The 23,981-nt window shown below is 72.5% G+C and carries 16 protein-coding genes and 1 pseudogene; 6 read left to right on the top strand and 11 right to left on the bottom strand.

What is annotated here, in order from left to right; genetic code table 11:
* The first annotated feature begins 19 nt into the window (after positions 1-19).
* Positions 20-1,555 carry an alpha/beta hydrolase gene (locus tag Cco03nite_RS14745; RefSeq protein WP_203692639.1) on the top strand — a complete coding sequence of 512 codons (1,536 nt, stop codon included), beginning with the start codon at positions 20-22 and terminating at the stop codon, positions 1,553-1,555.
* A 44-nt stretch (positions 1,556-1,599) separates the two neighbouring features.
* On the opposite strand, the gene Cco03nite_RS14740 is transcribed toward Cco03nite_RS14745, so the two are convergent.
* Positions 1,600-2,067: a hypothetical protein gene (locus Cco03nite_RS14740; RefSeq protein ID WP_203692638.1), complete on the bottom strand. Its 468-nt coding sequence runs from the start codon at positions 2,065-2,067 to the stop codon at positions 1,600-1,602.
* 178 nt (positions 2,068-2,245) lie between these two features.
* On the opposite strand from Cco03nite_RS14740, the gene Cco03nite_RS14735 reads away from it, so the two are divergent.
* On the top strand, positions 2,246-2,704 hold the full coding sequence (locus Cco03nite_RS14735) for a nuclear transport factor 2 family protein (RefSeq protein ID WP_203692637.1): 459 nt from the start codon (positions 2,246-2,248) through the stop codon (positions 2,702-2,704).
* Positions 2,705-2,824: 120 nt separating this feature from the next.
* Here Cco03nite_RS14735 and Cco03nite_RS14730 read toward each other — a convergent pair whose 3' ends face one another.
* Complete coding sequence (locus Cco03nite_RS14730) at positions 2,825-4,459, bottom strand: cellulose binding domain-containing protein (RefSeq protein ID WP_203692636.1); 1,635 nt, start codon at positions 4,457-4,459, stop codon at positions 2,825-2,827.
* Positions 4,460-4,654: 195 nt separating this feature from the next.
* Between Cco03nite_RS14730 and Cco03nite_RS14725 the strand changes: the two genes are divergently transcribed.
* Complete coding sequence (locus Cco03nite_RS14725; protein ID WP_203692635.1) at positions 4,655-5,416, top strand: alpha/beta hydrolase; 762 nt, start codon at positions 4,655-4,657, stop codon at positions 5,414-5,416.
* A 58-nt stretch (positions 5,417-5,474) separates the two neighbouring features.
* Here the strand turns inward: Cco03nite_RS14725 and Cco03nite_RS14720 are convergent, their stop codons facing one another.
* Together Cco03nite_RS14720 and Cco03nite_RS14715 are read right to left on the bottom strand one after the other, a co-directional pair.
* Positions 5,475-5,777, bottom strand: coding sequence for a hypothetical protein (locus Cco03nite_RS14720; RefSeq protein WP_203692634.1), 303 nt, complete (start codon positions 5,775-5,777; stop codon positions 5,475-5,477).
* 21 nt (positions 5,778-5,798) lie between these two features.
* A pseudogene (locus Cco03nite_RS14715) lies at positions 5,799-6,077 on the bottom strand (helix-turn-helix domain-containing protein); the annotation flags it as partial.
* Between the two features lie 338 nt (positions 6,078-6,415).
* Between Cco03nite_RS14715 and rox the strand changes: the two are divergent.
* Positions 6,416-7,840: a rifampin monooxygenase gene (rox, locus tag Cco03nite_RS14710; RefSeq protein ID WP_203692633.1), complete on the top strand. Its 1,425-nt coding sequence runs from the start codon at positions 6,416-6,418 to the stop codon at positions 7,838-7,840.
* An 81-nt stretch (positions 7,841-7,921) separates the two neighbouring features.
* Here rox and Cco03nite_RS14705 read toward each other — a convergent pair whose 3' ends face one another.
* Positions 7,922-8,638, bottom strand: coding sequence for a hypothetical protein (locus tag Cco03nite_RS14705; RefSeq protein WP_203692632.1), 717 nt, complete (start codon positions 8,636-8,638; stop codon positions 7,922-7,924).
* A 134-nt stretch (positions 8,639-8,772) separates the two neighbouring features.
* Between Cco03nite_RS14705 and Cco03nite_RS14700 the strand changes: the two genes are divergently transcribed.
* On the top strand, positions 8,773-9,069 hold the full coding sequence (locus Cco03nite_RS14700; protein ID WP_203692631.1) for a DUF2610 domain-containing protein: 297 nt from the start codon (positions 8,773-8,775) through the stop codon (positions 9,067-9,069).
* Between the two features lie 8 nt (positions 9,070-9,077).
* Here Cco03nite_RS14700 and Cco03nite_RS14695 read toward each other — a convergent pair whose 3' ends face one another.
* Together Cco03nite_RS14695 and Cco03nite_RS14690 are read right to left on the bottom strand one after the other, a co-directional pair.
* On the bottom strand, positions 9,078-15,860 hold the full coding sequence (locus tag Cco03nite_RS14695; protein WP_203692630.1) for an NACHT domain-containing protein: 6,783 nt from the start codon (positions 15,858-15,860) through the stop codon (positions 9,078-9,080).
* A gap of 34 nt (positions 15,861-15,894) precedes the next feature.
* Positions 15,895-16,362, bottom strand: a complete 468-nt coding sequence (locus Cco03nite_RS14690; RefSeq protein WP_203692664.1) for a hypothetical protein — start codon at positions 16,360-16,362, stop codon at positions 15,895-15,897.
* A 201-nt stretch (positions 16,363-16,563) separates the two neighbouring features.
* Between Cco03nite_RS14690 and Cco03nite_RS14685 the strand changes: the two genes are divergently transcribed.
* The gene (locus tag Cco03nite_RS14685) at positions 16,564-18,978 is read left to right on the top strand and encodes a Xaa-Pro dipeptidyl-peptidase (protein WP_203692629.1); all 2,415 of its coding nucleotides are present in this window, start codon (positions 16,564-16,566) and stop codon (positions 18,976-18,978) included.
* 50 nt (positions 18,979-19,028) lie between these two features.
* On the opposite strand, the gene Cco03nite_RS14680 is transcribed toward Cco03nite_RS14685, so the two are convergent.
* From Cco03nite_RS14680 to Cco03nite_RS14665, 4 genes are all read right to left on the bottom strand, one after another.
* Positions 19,029-19,700: a M15 family metallopeptidase gene (locus tag Cco03nite_RS14680; protein WP_239167375.1), complete on the bottom strand. Its 672-nt coding sequence runs from the start codon at positions 19,698-19,700 to the stop codon at positions 19,029-19,031.
* Positions 19,701-20,147: 447 nt separating this feature from the next.
* A complete protein-coding gene (locus Cco03nite_RS14675; RefSeq protein ID WP_203692628.1) occupies positions 20,148-21,140 on the bottom strand; it encodes a substrate-binding domain-containing protein in 993 nt (330 codons plus the stop codon).
* Positions 21,141-21,173: 33 nt separating this feature from the next.
* A complete protein-coding gene (locus tag Cco03nite_RS14670) occupies positions 21,174-22,202 on the bottom strand; it encodes an ABC transporter permease (protein ID WP_203692627.1) in 1,029 nt (342 codons plus the stop codon).
* A complete protein-coding gene (locus Cco03nite_RS14665) occupies positions 22,199-23,743 on the bottom strand; it encodes a sugar ABC transporter ATP-binding protein (protein ID WP_239167374.1) in 1,545 nt (514 codons plus the stop codon). The genes Cco03nite_RS14670 and Cco03nite_RS14665 overlap by 4 nt, the downstream gene beginning before the upstream one ends.
* Positions 23,744-23,981: the final 238 nt, after the last annotated feature.

Genomic DNA, 23,981 nt, shown 5'->3' with positions numbered 1-23,981 from the left:
CGGGAACGAGGAATCGCAGATGCACCGAGCACGCCGCCTGATGCTGGTCGCGGCGGTGGCCGTCGTGGCACTCACGCCCGCGGTGGCCGCGTCCGCGTCGCACGCACCGGCGCCGTCCTATGCGAGCGCGCCGTGCCCGAAGCCGAACATCCCGGAGCTCGGCCCCGGCGCCGACCTCCCGCCGGGGGTGACCTGCGGGTACCTGACCGTGCCCGAGGACCGCGGCCGGCCGGGCAGCCGGATGATCCGCGTCGCGGTGGCCCACGCCAAGGCGGTCTCGGCGACGCCGAAGCCGGACCCGATCGTCTTCCTGACGCACGGTCCGGGCGGCGTCGCCTTCCTCGACGCGGTACGCGAGGTCGGCGCGGGCATGAACGCCGACCGGGACGTCTACTTCGTCGCCCAGCGCGGCAACTACCACTCCGACCCGCAGCTCACCTGCCCCGACTACGACCGCTTCGCCGACGGCACCGCGCTGGGCCTGAAGTTCGCGGCCCCGTCCACCGGCGCGCGGAACCTGGCCGCGATCAAGGCCTGCCACGACAAGCTCGCGGCCACCGGCGCCCACCTGGCGTCGTACAACACGGTGGAGAACGCGGCGGACATCGCCGACCTGCGCAAGGCGCTGGGCATCGAGCAGTGGAACGTCTACTCCGTGTCGTACGGCACGAACGTGGCCCAGGTGCTGCTGCGCGACCACCCGGAAGGCATCCGCAGCATGGTGCTCGACTCGGTGTCGCCGATCAACCAGAACCTGCTCACCCAGGGCTGGCCGGCCGCCGCGGGCATGTACCAGGCGATCTTCGACGCCTGCGCGGGCCAGCCTGCCTGCGCCGCCGCCTACCCGAACCTGAAAGCGGAGTTCACCGCCGCCGTCAACCGGCTCAACCAGACTCCGCTCCAGGTGACCGTGAACGACGCCGCGGGCAGGCCGGTGCAGGTGGTCATCGACGGGTACACGCTGGCCTGGCTGGTGACCGGCCAGAGCTACACGGGCCCGAGCGGGTTCGCGACGATCCCCAGCATGATCCACACGGCGGCGCAGGGGGACGGGCGGGAGGCCGCGGCGGCCCGGCTGGCCCGGGTCGCTCCGCCGGGTCTGGCCGGTTACGGGCTGGGATTCGGGGCGTACTGCCGCGAGATGGCGTCGTGGAGCTCCACCGAGGACGTCGCCGCGGCGGGCAAGGCGGCGCTGCCAGGCTTCCCCGACGACGTGCTCCGGCTGATCATGGTCCCTGGCCGGCTGTTCGCCGAGTGCGCGGCCTGGGACGTCGGCAGCGCCACGCCGGCTGAACGCGCCCCGGTCGTCAGCGACGTGCCGTCCCTGCTCATGGGCGGCGCCATGGACGGGGTCACGCCCGCCCGGTGGACGGAGGCAGTGGCGAAGGGGTTGCGCAACGCCGAGACGATCGCGATCCCGGGAGCCGGCCACGACGTGATCGCGCAGTCGCCCTGTGCGCGCTCGCTGATGGACGCGTTCTTCGACGACCCGACCCGGCCCGTCGACCGCGCCTGCCTCAGCGAGATCACCATTCCGCCCTTCAAGACGCCCTGACCGGCCGTGGCCGGATGCCGGCGCTGGAGCAGCTCCGTGCTGTCTCAGTAGCGCGCGAGGATCTGCGCCACCGGATGGCCCAGCAGCTCAGCGACGCGGGCGAGCTCGGTGGTGTCGAGTTCGTATCCCGCCCGGACCGCGTTCATGGCGCTCACCTCGAAGCGGGCGAAACCGATCGGGTCTTCGTAGTGCAAGGTGTTCAGCTCGACGGTGGCGCCGCAGCAGGGCACCGCCACGTCCAGCCGGTCGAAGCTCATCCCGTTCTCGCGGACCAGGTCGCCGAGCCAGTCCATGCCGATGTCCCCGGCGCAGCGCGGGCACGCGATCCGTTCGGTGTGCACGCCGGCGTCGATGAGGGTGACCCGGTCGTAGAAGACCTGCCTGACCTGCTCGACCGTGTCACCGGGCCCGGCGAACAGGCCCGCTACATACGCCACAGCGGCCGCGGCGGCCGCGGGCCGGGGCTGCCAGTCCGGATCCGTCGGAACCAGGCGGATGTAGTCGTCGCTCACCGGGCCCAGTCTGCCGGGCGACGCCACGCGGCGGTCCGGCGGTGGCGATGGCGGGGTATCGCGCCGGAACGGCCTCGGCGGCGCTGTATGCCGTGCCACAGTGGTGCGGTAGCGCCACACGCAGCGGACACGGCTGCCGGCGACGGACCCGCGAGTGACGCGTTCAGGAGGCTCCACCATGGCCGACAAACCGCCGCTGCCCCCGTTCGACCATGCCGCCGCGCTGACGAAGGTGCAGGCCGCCGAGGACGCGTGGAACACCCGCGACCCGGAACGCGTGGCGCTGGCGTACACCGAGGACTCGGTGTGGCGCAACCGGGACACGTTCCTCACCGGCCGCCCGGCGATCATCGAGTTCCTCAGGGGCAAGTGGGCGCGCGAGCTGGACTACGCGCTGCGCAAGAACCTGTGGACGTTCGGCGGCGACCGGATCGCGGTGCGCTTCCAGTACGAGTCCCACGACGCCGCCGGGCAGTGGTGGCGCAGCTACGGCAACGAGCTGTGGGAGTTCGACGAGCACGGTCTGATGCGCCGCCGGGAGGCCAGCATCAACGATGTGCCGATCGCCGAGTCGGATCGGGCCATCTTCGGACCGCGGCAGCCCGAGGACCACGGCAAGGAGCAGCCGATCCGCTGAGACGGCCGGTTACCGCCCGGTTCGGCGTCCCCGGCCGGACGTGATCGTCCCGGCGAACACCGGCCGTGCGCTCGCCCTCGCGCGGCGCACGGCCGGTGTCGCACCGGACAACTGTGATCATCACCCCGTCAGGCAGGGCAGGCCGTTGAGCGTGAAGGTGGTCGGGCTGGGGTTGCTCCCGTTCCAGCCGGCCTGGAACCCGAAGGACTGCGAACCGCCGCCCGCGCCGATGGTGGCGTTGTGGCCGAGGTTGGCGACCTGCACGGCGGCGCCGGTCTGGGTGTGCGCGCCGTTCCACAGGTTGGTGATCTGCTGGGTGCCCGCGTACGTCCAGCGCAGCGTCCAGCCGGTGATCGCCGCCGGGCCGGTGTTGGTGATCCGCACGTCGGCGTTGAACGCCCCGGCCCACTGGCTGGTGACGCGGTAGGTCACCGTGCAGGCCGGCGGGGTCGGGACGCCGGTCGTCGTCACCGGCAGCGGCGGCTGGGACGGCGGGGACTGGTTGCCCGCGGCGTCGACGGCCGCGACGGCGAACCCGTACGTGGTGGCGGGGCTGAGCCCGGTGACCACGATGGTGCGGGCCGTCGTGGTCGCCACGGGCGCCAGCGGTCCGCCGCCCTGCGACCGGTAGATCCGGAACAGTGCGAAGTCGCCCCACATCGGGCCCTGCCAGCTCAGGCGTACGGAGCTGTCGGTGATCTCGGACGCGGCCAGTGAGAAGACCGGCCCCGGCGGTTCCAGGTCCCCCGGCAGCGTGGTCACCGTGAGCACCCCGGAGGGTGTCGAGCGGTTGCCGGCCGCGTCGAAGGCGACGACGTAGAACCGGTTCACCGAGCCGCGCGGCAGGCCGGTGACCGTGGCGGTGGCAGTGGTCGGGCTGGCGACGCGGATGACGTAGTCCGTGTACTGACGCCAGACCTCGTAGTGGTCGACGCCGACGTCGTCGGTGGACGGGGTCCAGGTCAGGACCACGCTGGTCTCGGTGAGGCCGGAGGCGACCGGGGTGCCGGGCGCGGTGGGCGGCGTGTTCGGCACGCCGGTCACAGCGCACGGGTGGTCGTTGATCGTGAACTCGGTCGGTGGCGGGTTGTCGCCGGTGTACGAACCGGTGAACGTCACCGATCTGGTGCCGCCGGGCTGCACCGGGCCCGCGCCGCTGGACCACAGCGAGACGAACGTCTGACTCCAGCGGGTGCCGTTCTGCTGGAAGCCCCACTCGGGCCGGACCTGCTGGCCGGGCGCGAGGGTGAAGGCGAGCGTCCACTCCTGCCACACGCCGGGGGTCAGGTTGGTCATGTCGAGCTGCGACTGGAACGAGCCGCCGCCGGAGCTGACCGGCCGGAACGCGATCGAGCACATCGTCCCGGCGGTGTGGCGCAGGGTGCGCACGCCGGCCGCGGCCGAGGCGGCCGAGGTGTTGCCGGCGGCGTCGGTGGCGACGATCGAGAACGTGTACTGGTTGTTCGGAGTCAGGTCCCGGATCGTGATCGTGGTGGTGGTGCCGGGGGTGCTGTCGACCCAGACGCCGCCCGTGGGCAGGGTCCGGCGGACGAGGTAGTCGGCGACCCCGACGTCGTCGGCCGACGGCGACCAGCTCAGGGTCACGGCGTACGGCGTCACCTGGGTGAAGCTCGGCGTGCCGGGCGCGGTGGGCGCGGTGGTGTCGGCGGCCGCGTGTGCGGCGGGCGCCGGCGTCAGCGACATCGCGGCGGCGACGAGGAGGGTGAGCGCGGCGTGCGGCCACCGTGGTCTCACGTGGGATGCGGGCATGGCAGACGTCTCCAGCGAAGTGAGGAGTTACCGGTACTGATCACCCGGCCAACGGCCCGCCCTGTAGGCAGCATAGGCCCCGACGGCCCACCTGTCATCGACCTCCGTCGCTGGAATTCCGTCGTCTTCTTTCCGGGATCGGACCCCACCGAACCAGCCGTCCGGACGGTAACCACTGGCATGAGAGCCATCACCACCGCCGCCCGTGGCCTGGTCGCCGCCGTCCTGCTCGCCGCCGCCGGCTGCGGCCAGGGCACCGCGTCCCCCGCGCCGCTCGACCCGACCGCGGCGGCCCGCCAGCGCGTCATCGACACCGCCAATTTCGACTGCCTGGACGACCGCGGCCCAGTGGTCGCGATCACCGGAGCCGAGCAGGAGATGACGGCCGCGATCCAGGTGGGCACGGGCGACACCGCGGTCGTCCTGCTGCACCAGGTGGACGGCACCGCGTGCCAGTGGTACGCGTTCGCGCTGCTGCTGGCGCAGCGCGGCTACCGGGCGATGGCGCCGGACATCACCTCCAGCGACGCCGTCGAGGTCACCCAGGCCGGCATCGCGCAGCTGCGCAAGGACGGAGCCAAGCGCGTGATCGTCATCGGCGCCTCGCGCGGCGGCACGATCGCCCTGGCCGCGGCCGCGGCCACCACCCCACCGGTCGACGGTGTGGTCGCCCTGTCCGCCCCGACGGTGTACGGCGCCGACGCGCTGACCGCCGTCGCCAAGCTGGACGTGCCGACCATCCTCATCGCGGGCGACCTCGACGAGAACTTCGCCGCCCACGCCAAGGAGCTGTACGGCCTGTCGATCGCCGAGCACAAGAAGCTGATCATCCGCTCCAGCGTGAGCCACGGCGTGACCCTGCTCAGCGGAGACATCGAGGACACCGTGCTGGCGTTCCTGGTCGACCCGGTCGCCACCGCCGACGCCCCGGATCCCGCGTAGCGCCACGGGTCGGGTCGAGGGCGGCGCTGTCGCCGCACTCGACCCGACTCAGGAGATGTCAGTAGTACTTCAAAGCCGCGCCCTGGCCGCGGTGGTCCGAGTACTTCGGCGCACGGGCGCCCAGGCCGCCGGACGCGTCGTAGGCCTGGCCGTAGTCGACGGTGCCGGTGCCCGAGGCCGTGTAGGCCTTCGCGAACAGGAAGTCGATCCGGCGATCGCCAGGGCCAGGGACAGCCGCAGGGAACGTTGAACGATCATCGGGACGGGCATCGGGCTCCTCGGAGAGACGGGATGCCCCGCGACGCCGGTGCGGGGCGCGCAGTGATCTGCGAACCGAGAGTCGCAGCCGGACCCCGGTCACGTATTGAACAAATCCGAACTGTCAGGCGAGGAACACCGATGTGATCTCGGTCTGCGAGCGGTCGGTGGGCCGCCAGCTCGCCGCCCGGCGCCGGGTCAGCGTGGCGGGGGTCAGCCCGGTCATGGCCTTGACCTCCCGGATGAGGTGCGCCTGGTCGCTGTAACGGGCCAGGCAGGCGACCCGGCTGGCGGGCAGTCCCGCGTCCAGGGCGCGCAGCGCCCGCTGCAGGCGGGCGACGCGCTGGGCCGCCTTCGGGGTCAAGCCGAAGTGGTCGCGGAACCGCGACTGGAGGTGTCGCTCGGACCAGGTGGCCGCGCTCTGACGTAGTCATACCTGACGATATAAGCGGGTCCGTCGCGACCAGCCGGGCGAGCCGGCGCCTGGGCCGCTCGTCACACCGGAAAGACTGGACGCGGTGACGGCCGGTCTTGTAACTTGCAGCTGACCGTGACCCGCCCAAGGAGGTGAGACCCATGAACGCTGTATCGATGTGGGTGCTCCCCCTTCCCCTGACGGTCGGGCGATTGACGTAGGTGTCGCCGGGAGCCCCGACAAGGCACTCCCGAAAGGCAACACCTGTGGACTCTCGAATTTCCGGCGAACCGTCGCCGGCCTCCGGCGCCGATCGCGCGCCCCACATGTTCGACGTGATCATCGCCGGCTGCGGGCCGACCGGCGCGATGCTGGCCGCCGAACTGCGGCTGCACGACGTGCGGGTACTCGTCCTGGAGAAGGAGACCGAACCCGTGTCGTACGCCCGCATAGTCGGGCTGCACATCCGCAGTATCGAGCTGATGGCGATGCGCGGGCTGCTGGAGCGCGTTCTCGAACGCGGCAGGAGGCGTCCGGCCGGCGCCTACTTCGCCGCCATCGACAAGCCCGCGCCCGAGGACCTGGATTCCGCGCACGCCTACCTGCTGGGCATCCCGCAGCCGGTCATCGTCGACCTGCTCGAACGGCACGCCATCAGCCTGGGCGCACAGGTCCGGCGCGGCGCCGCCGTGACCGGCCTCGAACAGGACGGCGACGGCGTGACCGTCGCGCTGGCCGACGGGCAACGGCTGCGGGCGGGCTATCTCGTCGGCTGTGACGGCGCGCGTAGTACGGTGCGCAAACTGCTCGGAGTCGGCTTCCCCGGCGAGCCCTCGCGCAACGAGACGCTGATGGGCGAGCTGGAGGTCGGCGTGCCGCCGGAGCAGATCGCCGCGAAGATGTCCGAGATCGGCCGGACCGACCGGCGATTCGACTTCAGGCCCTTCGGGCAGGGCATCTATCGCGTCGTGATCCCCGTCGCGGGAGTCGGCGATCGTACGCAGCCAACCACCATCGAGGACTTCCGACGACAGCTGCACGCCATCGCCGGAACTGATTTCGGTGTGCACTCCCCGCGCTGGCTGTCGCGCTTCGGCGATGCCACCCGGCTGGCCGAACGGTACCGGGTCGGGCGGGTGCTGCTGGCCGGCGACGCGGCGCACATCCATCCGCCCATCGGCGGGCAGGGCCTCAACCTGGGCGTTCAGGATGCGTTCAACCTCGGCTGGAAACTGGCCGCGCAGGTCCGCGGCTGGGCGCCGGAGCCGCTGCTGGACACCTACCAGACCGAACGCCATCCGGTCGCCGCGGACGTGCTGGACAACACCCGCGCCCAGCTGGAACTGCTGTCCACCGAGCCCGGCCCGCGGGCCGTACGCAGGCTGCTCACCGAACTGATGGACTTCGACGAGGTGAACCGCCGGCTGATCGAGAAGATCACCGCGATCGGCGTCCGGTACGACTTCGGCCCCGGCCCCGACCTGCTCGGCCGGCGCCTGCCCGACCTCGATCTGAAGCACGGCCGCCTCTACGACCTGCTGCACCACGGCCGCGGCCTGCTCCTGGACCGCACCGGCCGCCTGACCGCCGACGGCTGGTCCGACCGGGTCGACCACCTCCCCGACCCCTCCGCGGCCCTGGACGCCCCATGCGTCCTGCTCCGCCCCGACGGCCACGTCGCCTGGCTCGGCGACGACCAGCAAGCCCTGAACCACCACCTCACCCGCTGGTTCGGCCACCCCACCCCCTGACCGGGGAAAGGAAGGGCACCTTCACATCGCTATGTGTTGTAGAAGGTGCCCTTCCTTTCTTGCCTGTCCGGGTGCGGCTGGTCAGGCGGTCAGGAATCGGTGTGGCTGGAACACGCAGATGTTGGCCTCGCCCTGGGCGTTGCCGTCGGTGATCTCGACGAACAGGCCGTAGGTGTTCCCCGGGGTCAGCTCGATCGGCAGGTCGACGGAGCCCTTGTTCAGGCCCGCCAGGGGCTCGACGCCGCGGGCGCGGCGGATGTAGATGTTGTCCCACCACAGCAGCTTCTGGGTGTCGAACTCGCGCAGCGACGCGGCCTGGGCCAGCCGGTACACGTAGTAGGCGTCCGGTCCGCCGAACTCGGCCAGGGTCGACCAGCTGGTCAGGGTGTACGCCATCCGGTCGCGGTGGGCGAGGTAGCCGTCCACGATCGCGCGCGACGGCGCGCTGCGCTGCTCCCGCGAGCGGGTCAGCACCTCGCCGTCCTTGGTCGTCACCTCGATCGTGTACGTGCCCTCGGCCAGGAACCCGGCCGGGACGTTGAGCATGTACCAGTGGTAGTCCAGCGACGGGTCGTAGATCCACCCGTCGCGGTTGGCGTTGGTGAACATCTGGTTCGTGAACGCGGCCTGGTAACCGCCCGGCCCGCGCGCCACGATGCTCTCGATCTGGTCGGGCACCGGCGTCTCGGACGGGAAGAAGGAGACCAGGAACTTGTGCTGCTCCTTGGGCAGCCCCACGCTGTCCTCGAAATCCCAGTACACGTCGCAGGCCATGATGTCGTAGATCCGCACCGTCATCGGCCGAGTATTCAATCCGGCACACGCACCACGCATCGGCGAAACCACCGGCACGAGCTCGGGCGTGTGCTGCCTAGACTGTGCGGGCGAGCACAGGTGACTTCCATAAGCGACGTTTCGGGAAGCGGTGTGGTGTGCAACATTTCATGATCCCTTGTGACTTCGGTGGCAGGCGGCTGCCGTTTCCGATCTACGCGGGCGAGCCGGTGCTGGACGCGCATCCCCTGGAGCAGCAGGCCGCCTGGCTGGAACGAGAGCGCGGCGGCACGGTTCCGGCCGAGGTGATGGAGTCGTTCGCCAAGCTTCGGGTGATCGCCGCGGACAATGACGTCGACTTCGGCGAACTGACCGCGTACGCGATGAACGAAGCGCTCAGCCAGCAGTCCGAAGCCGACGGGGCGGATAGCGCCGAAGCGCCCGGACCTGGCTGATCGCGACGTCAGGGCTGCAGCGCTCGCGCCACCGATGCCATCCGGCCACCGGCGGTGGCGACCGTGTCACCGATCCGGTTGAGCCGGTCGATGTCGTCCTGCACGAACTCGACGGACTGGGCTTCCTGCAGATATCGGACCTGGTGCTTGATCGGCTCCTGGGTCGGCACGCCGGCAGTCAGGGCGATCGGAACGGGCCTGCCGTGGGCGTCGCGCAGGTGGACCACGAGGTGCGGGGTGTGCGTCGCGGCGGCGGCCACGCCCGGCGCATCGCGCAGCGCCGACAGCATCCGGCCGCAGGTGCCGGCCAGCGTGCCGATCGAGACGACGGCGCCGGAATGGATCACCTGCACGTGCCGCTCGGCGTCGGGGCGCCGCGCCGCGCCGGCCACGGCGTCGAGCGCGGTCTTGCGTTGCACCGGTGACAGGCCCGCCCGCTGGAGCACCGAGCCCAGGATCTGCACGGCGAGGTGCGCTTCGGTGAGGTAGGCGCTCGCGGTCGCCGTCACCAGCTCGACCAGACCGCAGTCGGTCACGTCGTCCAGCCACGGGACGACCGAGAGCACAGCCGCATGCACGATGCTGGAGTCGCGGGCGAGCCCGACCACGGCACGCAGCCGAGGCCCGTCGGCGTGGCCCAGACACAGCAGCAGGACGCCGGCCGACAGGCGCGTGGTCCAGCCATGGTCGATGTCGATGACCTCCACCAGACGGTCGGGCAGGTGGGGCGCCCGCAGACGCGCCGCCTCCCGGACGGCGGCGGGCTGCCGCCGCGCGATCTCGGCGAGCACGAGCAACGGCGTGTCCTCCGGCATGACCGGCTCGCCCGCGGCCACGCGCCGCGCCCCGCCGCTGCGGCACCTTTCGAGGTGGCCGGTCAGCCACGCCATGACGTCGTCGATGAGCCGATCGGCCAGCGGTGTCTGATCGTCGTGGTGGCGCAGCGGGGCGAGGACGAAGCTCCCGGCTCGACGTATCGAGCGCCGCTGCTGCTCGCCGACCAGGTAGGGGTCGGTGGCGGCCATCAGGCCACGGGTGATCGTGTATGCCGGGACCTGGTCGAGGGATTCGATCAGGACGCCCCCGCGGGTCAGCGCGCCCAGCGCGGCCGCGGCGACCTGGGCGTCGGGTCCGGTCGCGAACGCCATCAGCCGGCTGTGCTGTGCGGGGTCGAGCTCCCACCCGTCGACGGGTCCCCGGTCGAACACGAAGCCGACGGCCTCGCAGGCCGCGTCGGCCACCTCGTCGTCGGCGGCCGCCTCGTCGAGCAGGAGCCCGACCGAGGCGCGCTCGGCGGGCAGGATGTGCCCGAGCAGCCGCAGGCAGTCGCGCGCCGCCGCCGTGCCGCTGGCCCCGAGCAGGCTTTCGATCACTGGCACGATCCGTCTCAGCTGGTCGACCTGCACCCCGTAGCGGACCGGGTTCGCCGCTGCGCACTGCAGCCCGTACAGCAGGTGGCAGACGTCGCCCTCCGCCAGCGGAGCCAGGATCTCGCCGAGGCGGTCGAATACCTGCCTGCCTGGCTGGCATATCGATCCGAGCAGCAGTCGGCGGGCGGCGTCATCACGGTCGAGCGCGGCGAGTGTCGTGATCAGGACGTCCGCCGAATCGTGCACGATCTCGGTCAAGGCCCACATGACGTCGGTGTAGAAGTGCGCGAGCCTCGCGCGGAGATCCGCGGCCAGGCGCACGAACGCGGTCAGCGCCGGCGCGCCGAGCGCGCTCGCCCGAAGCCGAGGCCTTCCTTCGCCGAAATTGTTCACCGGCGCGATCGCCAGCCGCGTGCGCAGCCGGATCCGGTCGTCGTGATGGGTCAGCAGCGAGGCGAGCCGGCCGATCGCGGCGAGGTCGAGCCGGCCCGACTCGATCAGCAGCAGCGTCGCTACCTCGCCGGCCAGGCCGTCGAAGGTCCGCCAGGTGTGCAGCCGCTCGTCGCGCCCGACCGACGAGCACAGGATGAGCAGCTCAGCGGCTTCGTCGTAAAGCCCGCCACCGAAGAGCGCGTCGATGCCGGCGATGGCGACATCGGTCAGCTGCAGCGGAGTGGCGCCTTCGCGCCGGGCCGCGGCCTCTCGCAGCACGGCCGTCGCCGCTCCGCGCCGGGCCGGGTCGGCCAGCGCCGGCCATGCCTGGGCCTCGTTCGGCGGCGCGTCACCGGCGCGGCGCAGCGACTCGCGCCCGGCGCGGCAGAGCACGGCGCCGCTGAGCACCGCCCACGGCAGCAGCTCCACCTGGACCTCCGCCGGCCGGTCGTCGGCTGCCGCGTCCGGTCCCGACCCGGCATCCGCCGCCGGGCCCGCCTCGTGGCCGAGCAGCAGACCCGCGGCGTCGCCGGTGGCCAGCTGCCGTTGGCGGAGCAGGGGTAGCGCGTCGACGTACTGTCGCCAGACCGCCTGACCCGCGGCACTGACGATCGCCGGGCCGAGTGCGGCGAGCAGCGGTGCGGCGTCATCCGGGTGCGCGCCGTTCAGGGCCGCGACCGCTGCGACTCGGAGGTCCTCGGCGCGTTGCCCGGTCGTCCAGCGGGACAGGCGGGCGAGTGCGCGGGCCTGCTCGACGAGGATGTCGATCTGTCGAGCGGTCGCCGTCGCGGCGTCGAGCAGGCCGTCGTCGGAGTCGGCGAGCCGGAGCTCGACGGCCAGGTCGAACAGCCGCATCCGTTGCCAGGCGTCCTCGACGGGCGCGAGCACCTCGGCCAGACGGACGGCGCCCCAGACCGCCCCCAGCTGGGCCGCGTGCCGCATGCGCCCGCGGATCCGAGAGTAGGGATGGCCGGCGTCGTCGACGAGCCGCTGCACGTCGGCCGCCAGGGCGCCCGCGTCGACGAGGGTCTCCTGCCGGTGGGCGTCGGCGTCGGCATCGCCGGCCGTGCTCGGGGTATCCCCGGCGAGGACCTGGCTCGGGCGCGGGCGGCTTGCCTCGTAGATGCGAGTCACGGTGCGCAGGGCGCTGACCCGGTCGGCGCGGGCGACATGCGCGGCGCAGAGCATCGCCTCGCCCGCGTACCCGCCGTCGACCAGCGCGCCGGCGAGGCGGTCCAAGAGCCAACAGCGGACGAAGGAAAGGCGTGGGTCGATGTTCCAGAGCGCGGACAGCGCCTCGCCCAGGTCGGCGACGACCGGCGCGAACGGGTCGATCAGCCAGCCGGCGCCGGTCTGCTCGCCGAACGCCGGTGACAGGTGCAGCAGGCTGAGCCGTCCGATCAGGAGGTCGGGGTCGCCGCCGATCGCGCGGCCCATCGTGTCGAGCGCGACCGCGAGCTGGTAGGTCTTGTCCGGGACGGTCGCGAAGATCAGCAAGCCGAATGCGTGGACGACGTGGTCCTGCGCGCCGTCGCCCCAGGTGCCCGGCTGGTGTCCGAGGCGGCGCATCGCCCGGACCACGTCGGCGGCCGCCTCGGGCGACGCCGACGCCGCTGACGTCACGACGGCGCTCGGGCTCAGCCGGGCCACGGCGTCGGTGAACATGACCTCGGCGCGGCCCAACCGCCAGGCGGCCCGCTCGCGCACCGGCGCGGCCGCCCGCACGTCGACCGGCGAGGTGGCCGGGTCGGCGACCGCCAGGTTGGCGGCAAGCGCGTCGCCGCGTGCCGTGTCGTCGAGGCCGGGGTCGGTGGACCACCCGGCCAGCGCGGCGAGCAGGCCGGCGCCGTCGACGCCGCGGCGCAGCAGCCCGATCAGCAGCGGTGTCAGCGGGGATTCGCCGGTGATGTGGGCGACGCTGAACGCGATGGACCGTTCGGCGCGCGCGGCGAGCGCCGGCTCCGTCACCGTGTCGAGCACGATCGCGAGGCGCCGGCGTTCGGCGTCCCCGGTCGTCGGCGCGTCGAACGCGTTGACGATCTCGCGGTGGGCCTCCTGCCAGCGCCGGGTGTCGAGGAAGGCGATACCGCCGTACAGGCAGAGGACGGTCCGGGTCCAGGTCACGTCGGCGAGGACCCGGGCGGCCAGGGACGGATCGAGTTCGAGGGCGCGGCGCATCGGCAGCCGGTCGCCGAGTCCGCCGCTGCCGCGCAGCGCCGAGCGGGGCTGTGGCTTGTCCGCCGGCGGCAGCAGGATCTCCTGCTCGGCCAGCCAGGACCGGTCGTCGTCGGTCAGCTCGACCGCGGGGCTCGCGGTGACGGTGGTCAGCCGCCGGGCCTGGATGGACATCAGCGAGCGGGTCAGCTGCCAGCCGTGCCGTTCGCCGTCGCGTTCCTGGGCGTCGAAGAGCGCTTCCGCCACGCTCCTGTCCTCGATCTGCGTCGCGTCGACCAGGCGGGCGGCGGCGGCCGCCGCGGCCGGGTCGCCGCCGGTGATGAACCGGGTCAGCGCCTCTCGCACGTGGACCGCGCAGGAGCGGCCTTGGACGGTGACCGGCCAGCCGAGCAGCGGGGCGAGCAGGGCCGCGTCCGCCGTCGCCGCCGACCCGGCACGGTCGTGCCGGTCGGTCTCGACGGCGACCGCGACCAGCTCGCCGACGTGCCCCGGCTCCAGGGTCACCAGGTCGGCGAGGCACGTGGTCAGCAGTTCCGCGCCGGCACGCCGTCCGGACCCGTCGAACAGCGCGCGGGCCACCGCGTCGAAGGCCGGCCGGTCGGTGCTGCTCAGCTCCCCGAGCGCCAGCCGGAGCGCTTCCAGCCACCGCGGGTCGGCGAGCAGCTCGACGACGCTCGCGGCGATGCCGGCCGGATCGGGGTCGCGGGCGAGCAGCCAGCGCGCGGCGAGGTACTCCTCGACGGTCAGGTGCCGGAAGCCGTAGAGGCCCTGCCCCCGGTCGACGAGCAGGCCGGTGTCGGCCACGAGCTGCCGGGCCGAGGCGACGTCCCAGGACCGCCCGGTGGGCCCGAGCTCGGCGAGGACCTCCGCGACGCAGGAGTCGAGCAGGTCGCGTTCGACGACGCCGCTGCGGGAACGCTGATGGATCCGGTGCGCGAGCGCGCCGTGCAGCCGGACCGCGAACTGCGGTGCGACGTCCGGGTAGCGTTGCAGGCCGCGCCGGATGGCGTCGTCGACCATCAGGTGGTACAGGTCGGCCCGCACCCAGCGGTGGCCGTCGGGTTTGCGGCCGCTGCCCCAGCCGGTGAACGACGCCGAGATGAGCGACACCAGCAGGTACGGGTTGGTGGCGAACTCGCCCACCGGCAGCGACGGCCGCCGTACCAGGTCGTTGACGCGGATGCGCTGGGCGGCCGCGTCGCCGGGCAGGGCACTGTCCCGCGGGGTGTCCGGCGCTTCGACGAGCCAGTAGTCGACGATCCGGCCGGCGCCCTCGGGCGTCAGCGGGCCGATCAGGAACTGGCTGAAGCGTTCGCCGAGTGGTGAGCTGTGGTAGCCGGCGATGCGGCTGGTGACCAGCATCTGGTTGCCCGGCGCCCGCTCGGGACGGTCGATGCGGGCGCCACCCGCCGCCGCGAAGCGGTCGAGTGCTTCGGCCAGTGATCGCCGCTCGGCCTGGGTGGGCACCTCGTCGAGCCCGTCGACCACCAGCAGGATCCGCCGGTCGCGCACGGTGGCGCGGGCGAGCCGCGCCAGATCGGCCGCCGCGATCGGGTCGCCGCTGCCGGGGTCGTACGGCGCCTGGCCCGCCCAGCCCGACGAGATCGCGGCGGCGGCGAGCCCCTCCGCCGACAGCGTGTGCTCGTCCAGCGCGGTGATCAGGTCGGCTGCCCGGCAGAGCACCGGCAACCGGACCACGGGTCCGCCGGCCGCGTCCGGGGCGGTGTCGTCGGCCGCCGCGGCGGCGAGGTCGGTGACGAGGCGGCGTACCAGGCTGCTCTTGCCGCTGCCGGGGTCGCCGAGCACGATCGCGCGCCACACGTCGGCCAGGATCGCGTCCGGGGAGATCGCCGGCCGCCCGCTCAGGTCCAGGTGGTCGAGGTGGGTGGCCGAACCCAGATATGTCGGCAGCGGCCGGTCGGCCAGCGCCGCCAGCTCGGCCGCGTCGGGCCCGCCGTCGTCGCCGAGCAGGGAGCCGCGGCGGTCGGACCGGGCGTGCAGGTGTGCCAGCTCCACGGCTCGCGAGCCGTGATGTGACTCGTCGGAGACGAGGTCGCCGGGCGGCGGGCAGGAACGCAGCGGGCGGACGACGGCACGCCCGGCGATGACCGCTTCCAGGGTCGCGTGGCAGCGGCCGAGCCAGCGCAGATAGGCCGAGCGGATCGGAGCGAGGGAGCGGCGCTCCTCGTCACCGGCCCCGGCGACGGCGAGGGGGACGACGGGCGTCGCTCGCCGCACCGCCCTGACCAGGTACGCGCCCGGACCCCCGGCGACGTCGTGCGACCACACGACCACCGGATGCCGGGCGAGCCGGTCGTCGGCCGGCTGCGGCAGGCTCGCCGATCCGCTGACCACGACCACACTGGCGGTGTCCGGATGGGAGTCCAGCCAGTAGGCGACCTGGCTGCGTACCACGGCGTCGCGCAGCGCCGCCGGGTTCGAGGCCACCACCAGCAGCAGGTTCGCCCGGTCCATCGCGCGGTAGAGCGGTTCCCACGCGTCCGCGTGGCCGGCGGTGTTCACCGCGTACCGGATGCGCAGCGGCAGCGGGTCGAGCGCCGGGAGGATCGCGGTCTCGACGAAGGCGCGGTCGGCATCGGCGCAGACGACGAAGACGCTGCTGGGGGCGGCCTCAGGCTGGGCGCCGAGCGTGATCGTGAGGTGTTCGATGACGCCGCTGTTGGCGACGTTCGCGCCGCCGGAGTTGGCCTGGTCGATCGCGCCGGTCGGCCGCCCGGCGAGCGCGGCGCGGATGTCGGCGAGGTCGTGTTCGGCGATCGCCGAGGCACCCGGTTGGCCGCCGGTGTCCGGCATGGTCGCTCCTCATCGGTATGTCGGACGAACGGTGCTACTGCGAGAGGTCGATGCTGCCGATCACGCCGCTGTTGGCGATGTTGACGCCACCGGTGTTCTGCTGCCGCACCGGCCCGGTGCTCGCCGGTCCTGCGCCCGCGCTGCCGCCCGGTGCCGGCTCCTGCGCCGCTGCGGGCTCGCGCGCCACCGCCGGCTCGCGGGCCGCAACGGGCTCAGGCGCCACCACGGGCTCCGCCGGCACCTCCATCGGCGGCCGCTCGGCCTGCGCCGCCACCGGCACCGGTGCGGGCGCTGTCGCGGGCGGGGCGAGCGGCCGATCGGTCCGGTTCGGAGCCGGCCACACGACGACCAGCGCGACGACCGCCACCAGCAGGCTCGCCGAGCCCGCCAGCCAGCTCATGACCTCGACGCCCTCCAGGCCCGCGACGACGGCCGCGCCGACGAGCCCCGCGACGATCACCGCACCCGCCCCGACAACGACCCAGCGTTGTGTGTTCGTCACCAAGACATCATGCCCAATCGTCGCCACAGCGTCGATGCCGCCGACGGCGGGCCGGGTCGAAAGTGACCGTTCGGAGTGTCCGACCGGCCAGGTGTCGCGCCGCCGCACGTCTTGAATCACCTCCGACGATCTGCAAGCATCGACAACCATCGCGCTCTACCGACATCCGGCGACTATCCACCACCCCCTGGAAGGAAGCCCATGCGGTTCCCCCACCGCGTCACACTCACCCTTGCGCTGCTCGCAGCCGCCCTCCCGATCCCGGCCACCCACGCGAACGCGGCGACGCCGGCTCAGGCCGCGCTCGCCCAGATCGAGGAGCGGGTCTACGTGGAGTCCGGTGTGGACTCCAACGGCGACGGCCGGCTCGACCGGATCGCCATCGACATCGCCCGGCCCTCGACCGGCGGGCCGGTCCCGGTCGTGTTCGAGCAGAGTCCGTACCGCAACGGCCTGGCCAACGCCGCCAACCACGGCGTCAACGTGAGCGCCCTGCCGCAGGAGGGCCTGTTCCCGCTCGTGCCCGGCGCGCAGCCCACGGCCGGGATCAGCGCCGCCAGGCCGGTGCCGGACCTGCCCGACTGGTACGACGACTACTTCGTGCCCAAGGGGTACGCGGTCGTGCTCGGCCACAGCCTCGGCACCGGCGCCTCGGAGGGCTGCCCGACCAGCGGGGACATGCAGGAGACGCTGGCCACCACCGCGGTCGTGGACTGGCTCAACGGCCGGGCCCGCGGCTTCAGCGCCTCGGGCGCCCAGGTGACGGCGTCCTGGAGCACCGGCAACGTCGGCATGATCGGGATCTCGTACAACGGCACGCTGCCGAACATGGCCGCCGCCACCGGCGTCGCCGGGCTCAAGGCGATCGTGCCGATCTCGGCGATCTCCAGCTGGTACGACTACTACCGGGCCAACGGGCTCGTCGTCGCCCCGGGCGGCTACCAGGGCGAGGACGCCGACGTGCTGGCCCGTGCGGTGGTCGACCGGACCGACTGCACGAGCCGGATCAACCGGATCGAGACCGACCAGGACCGGGTGACCGGCGACTACACGCAGTTCTGGGCCGACCGGGACTACGTCGGCAAGGCGAACAAGGTCACCGCGGGCGTGTTCGTCATCCACGGCCAGGCCGACTGGAACGTCAAGGGCCGGCACTACGCGCAGTGGTGGGACGCGCTGCGGGCCAACAACGTGCCGCGCAAGATCTGGCTGCACAACAGCGGCCACGGCACGACCTCCCGCACCGACTACAAGGCGACGGTCGAGCGCTGGTTCGAGTACTTCCTCAAGGGCGTCGACAACGGCGTGCTCACCGGGCCCCGGGCCGAGGTGCAGTTCAAGGACGGCACCTGGCGGCAGTACACCGACTGGCCCAACCCCGCCGCCACCGAGGCCGTGTTCAAACTCGACGCGACCTCGGCCACCGCGCCCGGCGGGCTGACCCTCGGCACCCCGAGCGGTGCCACGGCGCAGCAGTTCACCGACAACGGGCGGACCAGCACGGCGACGACGCTGGTCGCGAACCCCGACAGCGCGAACGGCAACCGGCTGGTCTACCGGACCGGCAACCTGCCCGCCGCGGTCACGCTGACCGGCTCGCCGAAGGTCTCGCTCCGGCTGGCGGTCACCAACCGCAACGACGCCAACGTGACCGCGCTGCTGGTCGACTACGGCGGCACCGGCACGAGCGCCACCCCCGTGATCGTCACCCGCGGCTGGATCGACCCGCAGAACCGCAGCAGCCACGCCGCCGGAGAGAAGGTCGTGCAGGGCACCGAGTACACGCTGAACTTCGCCATGCAGCCCAAGGACTACGTGTTCGCGGCCGGCCGCCGGATCGGCCTCGTGGTCATCTCCACCGACTACGACTACACGCTGCGCCCGCCGGCCGGCGCCGTGCTGCGGCTCGACCCCGTCGCGAGCACTCTGACGATCGCGCAGACCGGCCTGGCCACCGGCAACGACTACTCGGTCTCGGTGTCCCCGGCGGCGGGCGCGACCAACCCCGGCGGCTCGCTGAGCGCGACGGTCACCACGGCGGTGACCAGCGGTTCCACGCAGAGCGTGGCGCTGTCGGCGGCCGGGCTGCCGGCGGGGGTGAGCGCGTCGTTCAGCCCGTCGACCGTGCCGGCGGGCGGCAGCTCCGCGCTGACCCTGAGCACCACCGCGGCGGTCGCGCCGGGCACCTACCCGATCACGATCACCGGCACGGGCTCCGGCACCACCCGCACCGCGGTCTACACGCTCACGGTCAACGGGACCGCCGGCTGCCGGGCGAGCAACCCCACTGACGTGGCGATCCCGGACGCGGGGGCGGCGGTGGACAGCACGATCACCATCAGCGGCTGCCCGGGGACGGCGTCGGCGTCGTCGACGGCGGAGGTGCACATCGTCCACCCGTACCGTGGTGACCTGGCGGTCAGCCTGGTCGCGCCGGACGGGTCGAGCTATTCGCTGAGCAACCGGTCCGGCGGCAGCGCCGACGACATCCACCAGACCTTCACGGTGAACCTCTCGAGCGAGACCGCCAACGGCACGTGGCGGTTGCGCGTGCAGGACGCGGCGGCTGCCGACGTCGGCCGGATCGACACCTGGACGTTGACGGTCGGCTCGTAGCCGTGGCCCCGCGCCGACCGTCCGACGGCGGTCGGCGCGGGTTCTCCGGTTCAGCCGCCGCTGGCGGAGAAGTGCATGTAGTCCTTCAGGGTGCGGTAGTCGCCGCCCCACTTCCAGCCGATCGCGGCGAAGGCCTGAACAGCCTGCTCGCGGGGCAACGCCATGCCGGGCCGGGCATCGGCCCGGTCGAGGTAGGAGGTGGCGAGTTCCGGCAGGACGACCTTGCCCTTCTGGTACGGGTTCTGGAACGGGTTGAGATCCACGGCGAGCCCGTACGCGTGCTGGGACCAGCCCTGGTGGCCGCGCACCGACCGGCAGGCGAACACCTCGGTGGTGTTCTGGTCGCCGGTCGACGGGGCGTTCAGCCGCGCGGCGCTGGAGATCCGCATCCGCTCGATCGGGAAGTCCGCGGCGAACAGCCGCTCGAACACGGTGACCAGGTCGTCGGCCACCCGGGCGTTGGCCAGCAGCTCGCCGGTGTGGGCGCGGCCGTCGAAGCCGCGGAACCCGACCGTCAGGTAGCGCAGGTCGGCGGCGGCGACCGGGCACTTCTCGGTCCAGCTGGAGCGGGCGAGCACGTCGGCGGGCACCGCCCGGACGGTGGCGTGGAAGCGGCCGTCCGCCGGTGGCGGCAGGTAGTCGACGGTGATGATCGACCGGTTCCGCAGTTCGGGCGGGGTCTGCCGGGCTGCGGCGAAGCCCTGCGGCCCGGTCGGGAGCACCCGCTTTCCCAGCCAGGACGGCCCGGCGGTGGCGTCGCCGAAACGGATGGGCGCGGGGCTTCGATACTCGGTGTGCGCTATCGGCACAGCAGCTGGTGTCTGCGCTACTTTGTCCGCTTCCGCGGCGGCCGGAGTTCCCGAACACGCGGCCAGCGCGCAGCCCAGGAGCACCGCCACGGCCGGCAGGACCGCCGCCCGTCCGGTTGCGCGGCGCCGTACACCGGCAGCCGCGCGGGCTGCGGCACGGGCGGTCGACGAGAGGCGTTCGGGGGTGCGCATTTCGCCAAGAATAGCCTTCGACCCGGTCAACACCATGATCATCGTGTTGCCGGTCATGCCGGGACGGCCCCGCGATCCCGCGTGGCGGCGAGATAGCGGGGCCGTGACCGTACGCCACCGCCCCGGCCCTGTGTGGCGACAGGGCCGGCGACGGCGAGCGTACGGCGGTCAGCTGCCGCCGAGCTTCGCGTAGACGTCCTTGGCGTTCTCGGCGGTGATCTGCTGCGTGCCCAGGGTGGTGGAGCGCGGCACGTCCTTGCTGCAGTCGATCAGGATCTTCTTGGCCAGGTCCACGGCCTCGCGGCCGCCGGTGGCGTACTGGAACGTGGCGGCCAGGCGGCCCTCCTCGACGGCCTTGATACCGCCGGAGGGCACCGGCAGGGCGTCGATGCCGGTGAACTTGATCTTCTTGTCCAGGCCCGCGGCCTTGGCGGCCAGGTAGGCGCCCTCGGCCATCGGGTCGTTGTGGGCATAGATCGCCGCGGCGTCCGGGTGCGCCTTGAGCAGCGCGTCGGCCACCGACTGGCCCTTCTCGCGCAGCCAGTCGCCGGGCTGCGACGCCACTATCTGGATCTTCGGGTTGGCCGCGATGCCGTCGCGGAAGCCCTGGGCGCGCTCGGCCGCGGGCGTCGAGCCGGGCAGGCCCGCGATCTCGATCACCTTGCCGCCGTCGGGCAGCAGCCTGGTGGCGTAGAACTCCCCCGCCGCCTTGCCGATCGCGACGTTGTCGCCGCCGATGAACGCGGTGTAGGCGTCACCTTCGACCTTGCGGTCCAGCACGATCACCGGGATGCCCGCGTCGTAGGCCTTCTTCACCACGGCGGTCAGCGGCTTCGCCTCGTTCGGCGAGATGATCAGCAGGTTGATCTTCTGCGTCAGGAAGTTCTCGACGTCGGCGACCTGCTTGCTGTTGTCCTGCGCGGCGTCGGCGACGACCACCTCGAACCCCTTGACGGCCTCGGCCGCCGTGGTGACGTCGTTGTTCATCACCTGCCGGTAGGGCTCGGCGTTGTTGGCCTGCGACATGCCGATCAGGTACTGCCGGTCGGGTCCGCAGGCCGCGTTCGCGGCGGCCGGGTCGTCCTTCTCCACGCTGCACGCCGCGGAGGCGAGCAGCGCGCCGGCGGCGACGGCGGCGAGGATGGCGGTGCGTGTGCGCATCGGTGACTTCTCCTTGAGGGAACGGGCGTACGGTCAGGCGACGCCGCGGCGCAGCCGCTGCAGACCGGCCGCGGCCACGATGACCAGGCCCTTGATCAGCAGCTGCACGTTGGCGTCGATGTTGTTCAGGGCGAGGATGTTGTTGAGCACGCCGAGCATCAGCGCGCCGGCCAGGGTGCCGCCCATCGATCCGGAGCCGCCGGACAGGCTCGTCCCGCCGATCACGACGGCGGCGATCGCGTCGAGTTCGTAGCCCGCGCCGTCGTTCGGGCTGCCCTGGTTGAGCTGGCCCGCGTGGATGACGCCGGCGACCGCGGCCAGCAGGCCGCAGACGGCGAACACGGCGACCTTGACCCGGGTGACCGGGACACCCGAGAGCCGGGCCGCCTTCTCGTTGCCGCCGATCGCGTACACGTGGCGGGCGAACGCGGTGGTCCGCAGGACCACGATCGCGGCGACGCCGACGGCAAGGAACAGCACGGCCGGGACGGGGACCACGCCGTTGATCGAGCCGTTGAGGATCTCGAACGCGGGCGGGGCCTGCAGCGGGCCGTCGCCGTACGCGATCGGGATGCCCAGCCCGCCCGACCAGATCCGGGCCAGTCCCCGCGCGACCTGCAAGCCCGCCAGGGTCACGATGAACGACTGGATGCCCAGCCGCGCCGTGGCGTATCCCTGCAGCGCGCCGATCACCGCGCCGATGGCCAGCACCGCCGGCACCGTCGGCGCGATCCCGTACCCGGAGTCGACCATCAGCGTGGCGGTGCCGACGGCGCTCAGGCCGAGGATCGCGCCGACCGACAGGTCGATGCCGCCGAGCAGCACGACGAAGGTCATGCCGACCGCGATGATGCCGATCTCGGACACGGCCCGCACGATGTTGCCCAGGTTGCCGGCGGTCAGGAAGAGGATCTCGCCGTCGCGGGTCGGGCTGGCGAGGATCGCCACGATGAACACGACCAGCAGCGCGACCAGGCTCTGCACGGCGAACAGCCGGTCGACCAGCTCGCGCCTGCCGCCGGTGAGCCGCGCGAGCGCGGGCGGGGTCTTGAGCAGCGTCATCGGTCGGTTCCTCCTGGGGCGGTCATGGCGGCGGCGAGCACGTCGTCGCCGGTGACGTCGGCGGGGTCGAGGTCGGCGGCGACGGCGCCGCGGCGCAGCACGACGACGCGGTCGCAGACGCCGAGCAGTTCGGGCAGTTCGGAGGAGGCCAGCAGGATGCCCATGCCCTCGTCGGCGAGCCGGTGCAGGATCTGGTAGATCTCGGCCTTCGCGCCGACGTCGACGCCGCGGGTGGGTTCGTCGAGCAGCAGCAGCCGCGGCACCGTCATCAGCTGCCGGGCGAGCACGACCTTCTGCTGGTTGCCGCCGGACAGCGAGCCGACGGGCGCGGTGGGTGCGCCCGCCTTGACGGCGAGCCGGCGCATCATGTCCAGGACCGAGGCGCGTTCCCGGGTACGGCGCACGAAGCCGAGGGTCGTCAGCCGGGACAGCGCGGACAGGACCATGCTGTGGTCGACCTGGTGGGGCAGGGTCAGGGCGGAGCCGCGCCGGTCCTCGGGCACGAGCCCGACGCCGCGGGCCAGGGCCGCGCGGGGACTCTTGGGCGCGTACGGCAGACCGTCGAGCGTGACGGCTCCGGTGACCCGCGCGGCTGGACCGGCTCCGAACAAGGTCTCCAGCAGTTCGGTGCGTCCGGAGCCCATCAGGCCGGCCAGCCCGACGATCTCGCCCGCGTCGACGCTGAGGTCGATGCCGTCGGGCTCGGCCCGCCCGGGGCGCGGTGTGCGGGGCCGCACGGTCAGCCCGGCGACCCGCAGCAGCGGCCTGGCCTCGGCAGCCGGCTTCTGCGTCTTCGGCCGGGCGAACATCGCCTCGACGGACCGGCCGACCATCAGCGAGATGAGCTGCGGGCGGTGCTCGGGTGCTGGGGTGAGCGAACCCGCGACGGCGCCGTTGCGCAGCACCGTGGCCCGGTCGGCGATGACCTCGATCTCCTCCATGCGGTGCGAGATGTAGACGATGCCGACGCCGCGGCGGCGCAGCCCGTCGATGATCTCGAACAGGCGGCTGACCTCGGCGTCGGCGAGCGCGGCCGTCGGCTCGTCCATCACGAGGACCTGGGCGTGCAGCGACAGCGCCTTGGCGATCTCGACGAGCTGCTGCTCGCCGACGCGCAGGGAGCCGACGGGCCGGTTCGGGTCGAGGTCGATGCCCAGGGCGGCGAACTCCTCACGCGCCAGCCGCTGCATGGCGCGGCGGTCGAGCAGCCGGGCGCGGGTGCGCGGTTCGCGGCCGAGGACGAGGTTCTCGGCGACGGTGAGCTGCGGGACGAGGTCGAGTTCCTGGTGGATGGTGGCGATGCCGTGACGCTGGGCGTCGGCGGGGTCGCGCAGCCGCACCACCTCGCCATGGACCGCGACGTCGCCCTCGTAGTCGGTGTGCACCCCGGACAGGATGTTCATCAGCGTGGACTTGCCCGCCCCGTTCTCGCCCAGCAGGGCGTGGACCTCACCGGCGCGCACCGTGAAGTCCACCCCGGCGCAGGCGAGCACCCCGCCGAAGCGTTTGGTGATGCCGCTCATGCGGACGAGCTCGGGCACCACATGGCCTCCTTGCCGGGACGACAGGCCAAGAAATCGATTTCTCAGAACGTAGGCAAGTTCGGAGAACCTGTCAATACGTCGATGGCGTCGCTCGGCACTCCCGGACGCGCCGGACGCCTGCATCGCTGTACAAGAGAGCAGGCTGGAGGCGCGTAGGGGAAGCAGCCGACCCGGACAGCGGTGCCAGTCCGTGACGAAATCGATTTCCGACCGTCATCGTTCGGGGGCAGGCAGC

The sequence above is a fragment of the Catellatospora coxensis genome, assembly GCF_016862635.1.
Lineage (GTDB): Bacteria > Actinomycetota > Actinomycetes > Mycobacteriales > Micromonosporaceae > Catellatospora > Catellatospora coxensis.
This window is presented reverse-complemented; position numbering and strand designations above follow the sequence as displayed.

Bases quoted from the DNA above. Each gene is read 5' to 3' on its own strand.
- rox (WP_203692633.1), top strand. From the start codon at position 6,416: ATGTTCGACGTGATCATCGCCGGCTGCGGGCCGACCGGCGCGATGCTG.
- Cco03nite_RS14675 (WP_203692628.1), bottom strand. From the start codon at position 21,140: ATGCGCACACGCACCGCCATCCTCGCCGCCGTCGCCGCCGGCGCGCTG.
- Cco03nite_RS14695 (WP_203692630.1), bottom strand. From the start codon at position 15,860: ATGCCGGACACCGGCGGCCAACCGGGTGCCTCGGCGATCGCCGAACAC.
- Cco03nite_RS14685 (WP_203692629.1), top strand. From the start codon at position 16,564: ATGCGGTTCCCCCACCGCGTCACACTCACCCTTGCGCTGCTCGCAGCC.
- Cco03nite_RS14745 (WP_203692639.1), top strand. From the start codon at position 20: ATGCACCGAGCACGCCGCCTGATGCTGGTCGCGGCGGTGGCCGTCGTG.
- Cco03nite_RS14705 (WP_203692632.1), bottom strand. From the start codon at position 8,638: ATGACGGTGCGGATCTACGACATCATGGCCTGCGACGTGTACTGGGAT.
- Cco03nite_RS14725 (WP_203692635.1), top strand. From the start codon at position 4,655: ATGAGAGCCATCACCACCGCCGCCCGTGGCCTGGTCGCCGCCGTCCTG.
- Cco03nite_RS14670 (WP_203692627.1), bottom strand. From the start codon at position 22,202: ATGACGCTGCTCAAGACCCCGCCCGCGCTCGCGCGGCTCACCGGCGGC.
- Cco03nite_RS14735 (WP_203692637.1), top strand. From the start codon at position 2,246: ATGGCCGACAAACCGCCGCTGCCCCCGTTCGACCATGCCGCCGCGCTG.